At 74.6% G+C, this 7,862-nt stretch carries 8 protein-coding genes; 4 read left to right on the top strand and 4 right to left on the bottom strand.

All coding sequences use genetic code 11. The features are described from left to right. Positions 1–93: 93 nt before the first annotated feature. The gene (locus tag ACFOWE_RS09280) at positions 94–702 is read right to left on the bottom strand and encodes a TetR/AcrR family transcriptional regulator (protein WP_377286781.1); all 609 of its coding nucleotides are present in this window, start codon (positions 700–702) and stop codon (positions 94–96) included. Between the two features lie 130 nt (positions 703–832). On the opposite strand from ACFOWE_RS09280, the gene ACFOWE_RS09275 reads away from it, so the two are divergent. Further along, the gene (locus tag ACFOWE_RS09275; protein ID WP_377286780.1) at positions 833–1,723 is read left to right on the top strand and encodes an SDR family NAD(P)-dependent oxidoreductase; all 891 of its coding nucleotides are present in this window, start codon (positions 833–835) and stop codon (positions 1,721–1,723) included. Positions 1,724–1,760: 37 nt separating this feature from the next. On the opposite strand, the gene ACFOWE_RS09270 is transcribed toward ACFOWE_RS09275, so the two are convergent. Continuing rightward, complete coding sequence (locus tag ACFOWE_RS09270; RefSeq protein WP_377286779.1) at positions 1,761–2,348, bottom strand: TetR/AcrR family transcriptional regulator; 588 nt, start codon at positions 2,346–2,348, stop codon at positions 1,761–1,763. A 102-nt stretch (positions 2,349–2,450) separates the two neighbouring features. Between ACFOWE_RS09270 and ACFOWE_RS09265 the strand changes: the two genes are divergently transcribed. From ACFOWE_RS09265 to ACFOWE_RS09255, 3 genes are all read left to right on the top strand, one after another. After that, positions 2,451–2,729 carry a hypothetical protein gene (locus ACFOWE_RS09265; protein ID WP_377286778.1) on the top strand — a complete coding sequence of 93 codons (279 nt, stop codon included), beginning with the start codon at positions 2,451–2,453 and terminating at the stop codon, positions 2,727–2,729. Between the two features lie 97 nt (positions 2,730–2,826). Then, on the top strand, positions 2,827–3,411 hold the full coding sequence (locus ACFOWE_RS09260; protein ID WP_377286777.1) for a dihydrofolate reductase family protein: 585 nt from the start codon (positions 2,827–2,829) through the stop codon (positions 3,409–3,411). A gap of 138 nt (positions 3,412–3,549) precedes the next feature. Further along, positions 3,550–4,404, top strand: a complete 855-nt coding sequence (locus ACFOWE_RS09255; RefSeq protein WP_377286790.1) for a TatD family hydrolase — start codon at positions 3,550–3,552, stop codon at positions 4,402–4,404. Positions 4,405–4,604: 200 nt separating this feature from the next. Here ACFOWE_RS09255 and ACFOWE_RS09250 read toward each other — a convergent pair whose 3' ends face one another. Together ACFOWE_RS09250 and ACFOWE_RS09245 are read right to left on the bottom strand one after the other, a co-directional pair. After that, positions 4,605–6,101 carry a hypothetical protein gene (locus ACFOWE_RS09250; RefSeq protein WP_377286776.1) on the bottom strand — a complete coding sequence of 499 codons (1,497 nt, stop codon included), beginning with the start codon at positions 6,099–6,101 and terminating at the stop codon, positions 4,605–4,607. Further along, the gene (locus ACFOWE_RS09245; RefSeq protein WP_377286775.1) at positions 6,098–7,732 is read right to left on the bottom strand and encodes a serine/threonine-protein kinase; all 1,635 of its coding nucleotides are present in this window, start codon (positions 7,730–7,732) and stop codon (positions 6,098–6,100) included. Before ACFOWE_RS09245 ends, ACFOWE_RS09250 begins: the two co-directional genes overlap by 4 nt. Positions 7,733–7,862 lie beyond the last annotated feature (130 nt).

Raw genomic sequence — 7,862 nt, 5'->3', positions numbered from 1 at the left:
GCCCGGACCGTGACGGCCCGGGCGGTTTCTCGTTCTCCGGGGGCCGCGCCCGGCGTCATCGGCGCGGGCGCAGGCCGTTCAGAGTGCCCGGCGTCATCGGCGCGGGCGCAGGCCGTTCAGGGCGGTCTCGACGAGGCGGTCGGCGTACTCGGGGGTGAGCGGTCCGCCCCGCTGCAGCCACCGGTTCTGCAGCGGGCCCCACAGCATCTCGACGGCCAGGTCGAGGTCGAGGTCCGCGGCCAGTTGCCCGGCCCGCTGGGCGCTGCGCAGCCGCTCCTTCTTGATCTCCTTCATCGGCCCGTCCAGCCGCTCGGCGTAAACGGCGGCCAGCTCGGGATCGTGCGTGATCTCGGTGCTCAGGGCGCGCATCGGCTCGCCGTAGCGCGGGTCGTTCAGCTCCGCGACCGTGGCGCGCAGGACCGTCTTGAGGTCGGCCTCCAGGTCCCCGGTGTCGGGCAGGGCGGCCTCGCCGTCCGCGCCCTCGCTGAGCATGAGGAAGGCGTCGAACAGCACCGCGCCCTTGGACGGCCACCAGCGGTAGATCGTCTGCTTGCCGACACCGGCCCGCGCGGCGATGCCCTCGACGCTCAGCTTGGCGTATCCGACCTCCTGCACCAGCTCGAACGCGGCGGTGAGGATGGCCCGCCGGGAGGACTCGCTGCGGCGGGCCGCGCCGGCGGAGGACTTGCGCTGCGTCGTCATGCGGCCAACCTAACAGAGGGCTAGACGAGACGGACCGTCTTGACTTGGCGGAGAGGGGCCCGTATTGTCGCCGACAGAGCGAGACGAGACGTCTCGTTCCATTTGAAGGACGATGAACGGAGATCCGAGCATGAACGTTCCGGCACCCGCCGCTCCCCGCCCCGCTTCCCCTGCCCCCCGCCCCGCGCGCACCTGGTTCGTCACCGGGGCGAGCGGCGGGCTCGGCCGCGCCTTCGCCCGGGCCGCGCTGGAGCGCGGCGACCGGGTGGCCGCCGCCGCCCGCACCGTCACGGAGCAGGACTTCGACGCCCGGCACCGCGACCGGCTGCTGGTCCTCCCCCTCGACGTGACCGACCGCGCCGCGGTCTTCGCCGCCGTGGACGCCGCCGCCGGGCACTTCGGCGGGCTGGACATCGTGGTGAACAACGCCGGGACCCTGTCCATGGGCATGGTCGAGGAGTTCACCGAGGCCGAGGCCCGAGCCCAGTTCGAGGTCAACCTCTTCGGGGCGATGTGGGTCTGCCAGGCCGCGCTGCCGCACCTGCGCGCGCAGGGCTCCGGCCACATCCTGCAGATCTCCAGCATCGCCGCCCTCGGCGGATTCCCGTCCACCGGGCTGTACAGCGCGAGCAAGTTCGCCCTGGAGGGCTTGAGCGAGGCGCTGGCGATGGAGGCCGCGGGATTCGGGGTCAAGGTCACCATCGTGCAGCCCGGCGGCTACTGGACCGACCTCTACACCCGCATGGCCACGGCCGCGCCGATGGAGGCCTACGGCCCGCTCCGCGCCGAGCTGGAGAAGCAGTGGGCGCAGGGGTCGGTCGACAGCGCGCCGGAGCTCGCCGCCGAGGCGGTGCTGAAGCTGGTCGACGGCGACGACCCGCCGCTCCGGCTGCTGCTCGGGAGCATGGTCTACGACCTGGCCTTCGACATCTCCCGGCGGCGGATGGAGACCTGGGCCGCCTGGGAGGAGGTCAGCCGGGCCGCCGAGCGCGCCGTACCCGCTCCCGGGGCCGGGGGGTGAACAGGGCGCGGCGCGGCGCGGCCGTCTCCGGTCCGGGTCAGGCCGGGTTACCCGGGGCCGGCAGGGCGTGGGCCACCGCCTCGGTGACCAGGTCGTGGATCTGCTCGTCCGGGAAGACGCCGGGCAGGGTGAGCCGCTCCAGGATCAGCCAGTTCAGCGCCAGGTAGAGCAGGATCACGGTGGTCCTGTCACCGGGCATGCCGGATCGCAGATGGTTGCCGATGTTGAAGTCGAGGTCGGCGCGGATGCGCTCGGTGAGCAGGCGGCGCAGCTCCGGGCGGCGGGTGGCCTCCAGGCGCAGTTCCATCAGCGCCAGGTAACCGGAGCGGAAGTCGCTGAGGCGCTCCACCAGCTCGTGCATGAGCCGGGTGACGTGCTCGCGGTCCCGGGAGCCCTCCAGCATGGCGGCCAGGATGCCGGGGTCGGGCTCCATCCGCTCGTAGAAGCGGTGGCCGACCTGGGTGAGCAGGTCGTCGCGGTTGCTGAAGTAGTTGGAGGCGGTGCCGTTGGGCACCTCCGCCTCGACGTCGACGGCGCGGAAGGTCAGCCCGCGCACCCCCTCCCGGGCCAGGACCTCGATGGCCGCGTCGAGGAGCGCCGCCCGTCGTGCCGGGTTCTGCCGCATCGCGATCTCCCTGAAATCGATGTTGACACCACTCCAATCGTAGTACTACGTTCTAACCACTACAAGCGAAGTGAATCGCTGATGGCACGAAGAGGAGAACAGATGCGAGTCCGTCCCACCGCCCACCGCACCTCCCCGCTCGTCCCCGCCCGGCTCTCGCTCCCCGCCACCGCCGCCCTGCCGACCGGCGCCCCGGCCGCGGTGCCGATCACGGCCCTGACCGGCGCCGGGCGGGTCCCGGTCCCGACCGGCGCCGCGCAGGCCGCAGGGAAGGGCGCGCGGCCCTTCCCGCAGGGCAGGCCGGAACACCGGCGGCAGACGCCCCGGCCGCGTCCGCTTCCCCGTCCCCGGCTGCTGCCCAGGCACGGGGGCAACCGCTGACCCGCCCTGCGGGACCCTCGCGTCCCGAACCTCCGCGGCCGTCCCGGCGGCCACCCCGCCAGCCCACCGCCCGCAGAGCACACGACAAGGACCGCACATGCGAAAGCTCGTCTACTACGTCGGCATGACCATCGACGGCTTCATCGCCGCCCCCGATGGAGACTTCGCCTTCTTCCCCGTGACGCAGGACGTGATCGACTTCATCGCCGAGGAGTTCCCGGACACCCTGCCGACGCACGTGCGCGAGCAGCTCGGCGTGCACGTCCCCAACCCGAACTTCGACATCGGGGTGCAGGGGCGCGCCACCTACGAGCCCGCCCTGAAGGCCGGGATCACGAGCCCCTACGCCCATCTGCGCCAGTACGTCGTCTCCACGACCACGGACGAGAGCCCCGACCCCGCGGTGGAGATCGTCTCCACCGGCGTGGCCGACCGGATCCGGCAGCTGAAGACCGAGGACGGGAAGGACATCTACCTGATGGGCGGCGCCCGCCTGGCGGGCAGTCTGCTGCCGGAGATCGACAGACTGGTCGTCAAGCTCTACCCGGTGGTCGCCGGAGCGGGCATCCCCCTGTTCACCGCCGACTTCTCCCCGGTGCACTTCACGCTCACCGGCACCCGCATCCTCGACGGCGGCACGGTCGTCCTCACCTACGACAGGAAGCCCGAGCCCCCGGCGTGAGGCGGGGGTTCGCGTGCCTGCACGGACCGGAACGTCGTCCGCTCCGAGCCCCGGCGTGAGGCGGGGGCCTTTCCGCGCCGGGTTCTCCCCGCGCCGGGCCGCCGGGCCGCAGACGATAGGTTGGGCGCCGTGACCACGATGCCCGCTCCTCCTGCGCCGCTGGCCGGCGAAGTGTTCGACAGCCACTGCCACCTCGACATCATGGTGGGCAACCGCAAGGCATCCTCCGGCGACCCGGTCGCCCAGGCCGCCCAGGCCGCCCAGGCGGCCGAGGCGAGCGTGGAGCGGATCGCCGAGGAGGCGAGGGCGGTCGGGGTGACCCGGCTGGTCACCATCGGCTACGACCTGGCCTCCTCCCGGTGGAACGCCGACATCGCCCGCGTCCACCGCGACGTCTACGCCGGGGTGGCGATCCACCCCAACGAGGCGCACGCCGCGACCCCCGAGGTCCTCGCGGAGATCGAGGAGCTCGCCGGGGAGCCGCGGGTGCGGGCCGTCGGGGAGACCGGCCTCGACTACTACCGCGACTGGGCCTCCAAGGAGGACCAGCACGCGAGCTTCCGCGCGCACATCGAGATCGCCAAGCGGACCGGCAAGGCCCTGGTCATCCACGACCGCGAGGCCCACGACGACGTGCTGCGCGTGCTGGCCGAGCAGGGCGCGCCCGACACGGTGGTCTTCCACAGCTACTCCGGCGACGCGGAGATGGCCGGGAAGTGCGCGCGGGCGGGCTACTTCATGTCCTTCTCCGGGCCGGTCACCTACAAGAACGCCGGCTACCTGCGCGAGGCCGCGGCCGTGGCTCCGCCGGAGCTGATCCTGGTCGAGACCGACGCGCCGTACCTGCCGCCGACCCCGCACCGGGGCAAGCCGAACGCGCCCTACCTCATCCCGCTGATCGTGCGCTGCCTGGCCGAGGTCAAGGGCATGGCCGAGGAGGAGCTCGCCGCCGCCGTCAGCACGAACGGGGAACGGGTCTTCGGCGCCTGGTGACCCACGCCTCCGCGCTCCCGCGATGCTGCGACCGCATGACGCCGCGGCCTCGTGACGCCGTGGTCTCGTGACGCTGTGGTCTCGTGACGCTGTGGTCTCGTGACGCTGTGGTCTCGTGACGCTGTGGTCTCGTGACGCTGTGGTCTCGTGACGCTGTGGTCTCGTGACGCCGCGGCGCGTCGGGAGCCGTCCGGGACGGTTCAGCCGGTGGCCGCGCCGAAGTCGACGGAGGCGCCGCCGGTGACGGCCGGGATCCTGCCCGTGCCGGGGGAGAGCAGGGTGACCGCGCCGTCGTTGCGGCCCAGCAGGGCCACCGCCCCGGACGGCCCGTGGTCGGGGGCGCCCGCCACCAGCTTGTTGCCGCTCGCGGCCACCGACCAGCCGAACCGCGCGCCGGGCGAAGGCCCCTCCACCGGCTGGGCCCGGTCGCGGTCGGCCAGCGGGACCAGGCGGACGCTGCCCCGCCGGTCCTGGCCGTCGAACGGCGTGCCGACCGCCAGCCGTACGTCCCCGCCGCCGGCGAAGGCCAGCGCGGAGCCGTACCCCTCGCCCGAGGCGCCCAGCGCGCCCTGGTGGAGCAGGTAGGCCGGGGTGACCTCCGCCGTGCTGGCCGCCTGGAAGAGCTGGACCAGCCCGGAGTCCTCCACCGCTCCGCCGTCGCCGAGCGGGGCGCCCACCGCCAGGTAGGCCGTGTCACCCTGCTCGGTGTAGGCCAGGGCGTAGCCGAACCGGTCTCCCGTCCGGGCGTCCGTGAGGTCGCGCAGGTCCCATTTCCTGGTGGCCTGTTCGCCCCGCCGGGCCCGTACGTCGAACAGGACGGTGAGCGATCCGGAGTCCGCGGTGCCCCCGCCGCTCTGCGTGCCCTGCCCGTCGTCGTTCTCGTACGGCTGGCCGACCGCGAGGTCGAGCTCGCCGGCGTCCCCGCCCAGCCTGCCGAGCTCCAGCGCCCAACCGAACAGGTCCCCGGTCTCGCTGTTGCCGGTGACGCCCTCGGTGTTCTGGGTGAGCCGCCGGCCGGCGTGGTACTTCCCGGCCTCGAACAGGTGGACCGCGCCGGAGTCGCGGACCCCGTCGACGTCCTCGTGTGGCGCCCCGACGGCGATCAGGGGGCCGCGCACGGCCAGGGACCAGCCGAAGTGGGCGCCGGCCTCCGGCTCCGCTGCGACCAGGGGGACGGCCTCGCGCCGGCCTCCGCCGTACACCGCGTAGACCGCCCCGGCGTCCCGCACCCCCGCCACGTCCGCGTACGGAGCGCCCACGAGCAGGTCGGCGCAGCGGTCCCCGTCGAGGTGAACGAGCCTGACCGTCCAGCCGAAGCCGTCACCCGCCGCGGGGGCCGGGGCGCTCACCACCACCGGCGCCCCCGCCTGGCCGGACGTGCCCGGCAGGACGTGCACGGCCCCGGAACCGCCGGCGCCCGCGGTGTCCGCGAGCGGGTCGCCGGCCACGACGTCGTCCATCCCGTCCCCGTCGAAGTCGCCGCCGGCCGCGCCCGCGCCGGGACCCGTCCCGGAGCAGGCGGCCGGCGCGGAGGACGAGGCGGAGGACGGGGAGGAGGACCCCGTGGAGTACGCGGGAACGGGTGCCGCGGGCATCACGGCGGCGGGCCGTACGGAGATCACGGCGGCGGGCGGTGCGGCGGGTGCGGCGAGCGGTGGGAGCGCCAGTGCGGCGAGGAGGACGGCCAGGAGCCTCACGAGAGCCTCACCTCGATCTCCGTGCCGTTCTCGGCCACGCGGCCGGTCAGCCTGGCCGGGCCGCGGCCCGGGGGCAGGTCGTAGACGAGCACCCCGTCGACCCGCTCTCCTGGGTCCAGGGCGGCCGGAGGCGAGGAGGAGACCGGTGCGGGAGTGTGGGAGGCGCCGCGGTCGTCCACCAGGACGAGCGGGTCCCCGCTCAGCAGGACCTGCTCGCCGCCGGGGTTGAGCAGGATCCAGCGGACGGCGCAGAACCGGCCGCGGGCCGGGGCGGTGCCCGGCCAGTCCGCCAGGCCGCAGTCGGGGGCCCGGGGCACGACCAGGTGCGGTGCCCCGAGCGCGGAGCCGTACGCGGGGCCGAGCGGGATGCCGCGGCCCACGTCCGGGCCCGGGACAGGGCCGGTGGGGGCGGGCGACGCCGTCGCCCGCACGTCCTCGCCGCCGAGGTTCGCCAGCACGGCCCCCGTCACCGCCAGCGCCGCCGCCACGGCCACGCCGGCGAGCGTCCACCGCCACAGGGGCGCACGCGGCCGCTCCGGCCGGTCGGGGCGGCCGGGACCGGTCGGGGCCTCTTCCCCCGCCCCCGGCGCGGAGCCCGGGCGGGACGGGGCGGGGCCGGTGGAGGAGGCCGAGGGGTCCCGGGCGGGGGCGGCGGGTTCCTGCGGTGCGGCCGGAGGCTCCAGGTGGAGGGCGCCGAGGGTCAGCGTGGCGTCGGGCTCGACGTTGGGCGGGGCCTGCCACGACTCGGCCAGCACATCGGTGGCGACCAGCGTGGGCGGGTCCGCGCGCCTCGGGGAGGGGGCCGCGATGCCCCCGCCGACCAGGGCGATCAGCAGGTCCTGCGCGGTGGGGCGCTGCTGGGGGTCCATCGCGGTGGCCAGGCGGACCAGCTCGTTCAGCGGGGCGGGGAGCGCGCCGAGGTCGGGCCGGGAGTTGAGCAGCCGGGAGGCCATGGTGATCGCGTCCCCCCGCCCGTAGGGGTGGCGGCCGTTCCCGGCGTAGGCGATCAGGCAACCCCAGGCGAACACGTCGGCCGCCGGGGTGATCCCCCGCCCCCGCACCTGCTCCGGCGCCCACCAGCCGGGGCTGCCGAGCACCTCGCCGGAGCGGGTGAACCCGGAGGGGGAGTCCAGCGCGCGGGCGATGCCGAAGTCGATCACGCGGGGCCCGGACAGGGACAGGATCACGTTGCCGGGCTTGAGGTCGCGGTGGACGAGCCCGGCCACGTGGATGGCGGCCAGCGCGGCGGCCACGCCGAGTGCCACGCCGTGCAGGGTGCCGGGCTCGAGCGCGCCGTGCCGGGAGATCTGCCGGGACAGCGGGGTGCCGGCGATGTACTCGGTCACCATGTACGGCCGGCCGTCGTCGAAATCGCCGTTGTCGAGCACCTGGGCGGTGCAGAAGGAGGCGACCCGCCGGGCGTTGTCCACCTCCGCGTGGAAACGCGCGGCGAACCCCTCCTCTATCGCGAACTCGGCCTTGATCACCTTGACCGCGACCGGCCGCCCGGTCGGGGCCAGCGCGAGGTAGACGGTGCCCATGCCGCCCTCGCCCAGGCGGCCGAGCAGGCGGTACGGCCCGATCCGCTCGGGATCGGCGGCGCGGAGTCTGTCGACACCGGACTGGTCCACGTCCACCTCACCGTAGAGCTCCGCGCGCTCGAAGGGCGTTCCCCGAGGGACCCCGAGAGATCCCGAGGGTCCCTGAGGGACACGGTATCCACAGATCCGCCTCCCGTGTCCAGGATGCGTCGGCGCACGG

This window comes from Planomonospora corallina, assembly GCF_042650625.1.
Taxonomy (GTDB): domain Bacteria; phylum Actinomycetota; class Actinomycetes; order Streptosporangiales; family Streptosporangiaceae; genus Planomonospora_B; species Planomonospora_B corallina.
The sequence above is the reverse complement of the archived record's forward strand: the minus strand, read 5'-3'. Positions and strand labels throughout refer to the sequence as shown.

Coding starts and splice junctions, on each gene's coding strand:
- ACFOWE_RS09280 (WP_377286781.1), bottom strand. CDS start 702: ATGACGACGCAGCGCAAGTCCTCCGCCGGCGCGGCCCGCCGCAGCGAG.
- ACFOWE_RS09275 (WP_377286780.1), top strand. CDS start 833: ATGAACGTTCCGGCACCCGCCGCTCCCCGCCCCGCTTCCCCTGCCCCC.
- ACFOWE_RS09270 (WP_377286779.1), bottom strand. CDS start 2,348: ATGCGGCAGAACCCGGCACGACGGGCGGCGCTCCTCGACGCGGCCATC.
- ACFOWE_RS09265 (WP_377286778.1), top strand. CDS start 2,451: ATGCGAGTCCGTCCCACCGCCCACCGCACCTCCCCGCTCGTCCCCGCC.
- ACFOWE_RS09260 (WP_377286777.1), top strand. CDS start 2,827: ATGCGAAAGCTCGTCTACTACGTCGGCATGACCATCGACGGCTTCATC.
- ACFOWE_RS09255 (WP_377286790.1), top strand. CDS start 3,550: ATGCCCGCTCCTCCTGCGCCGCTGGCCGGCGAAGTGTTCGACAGCCAC.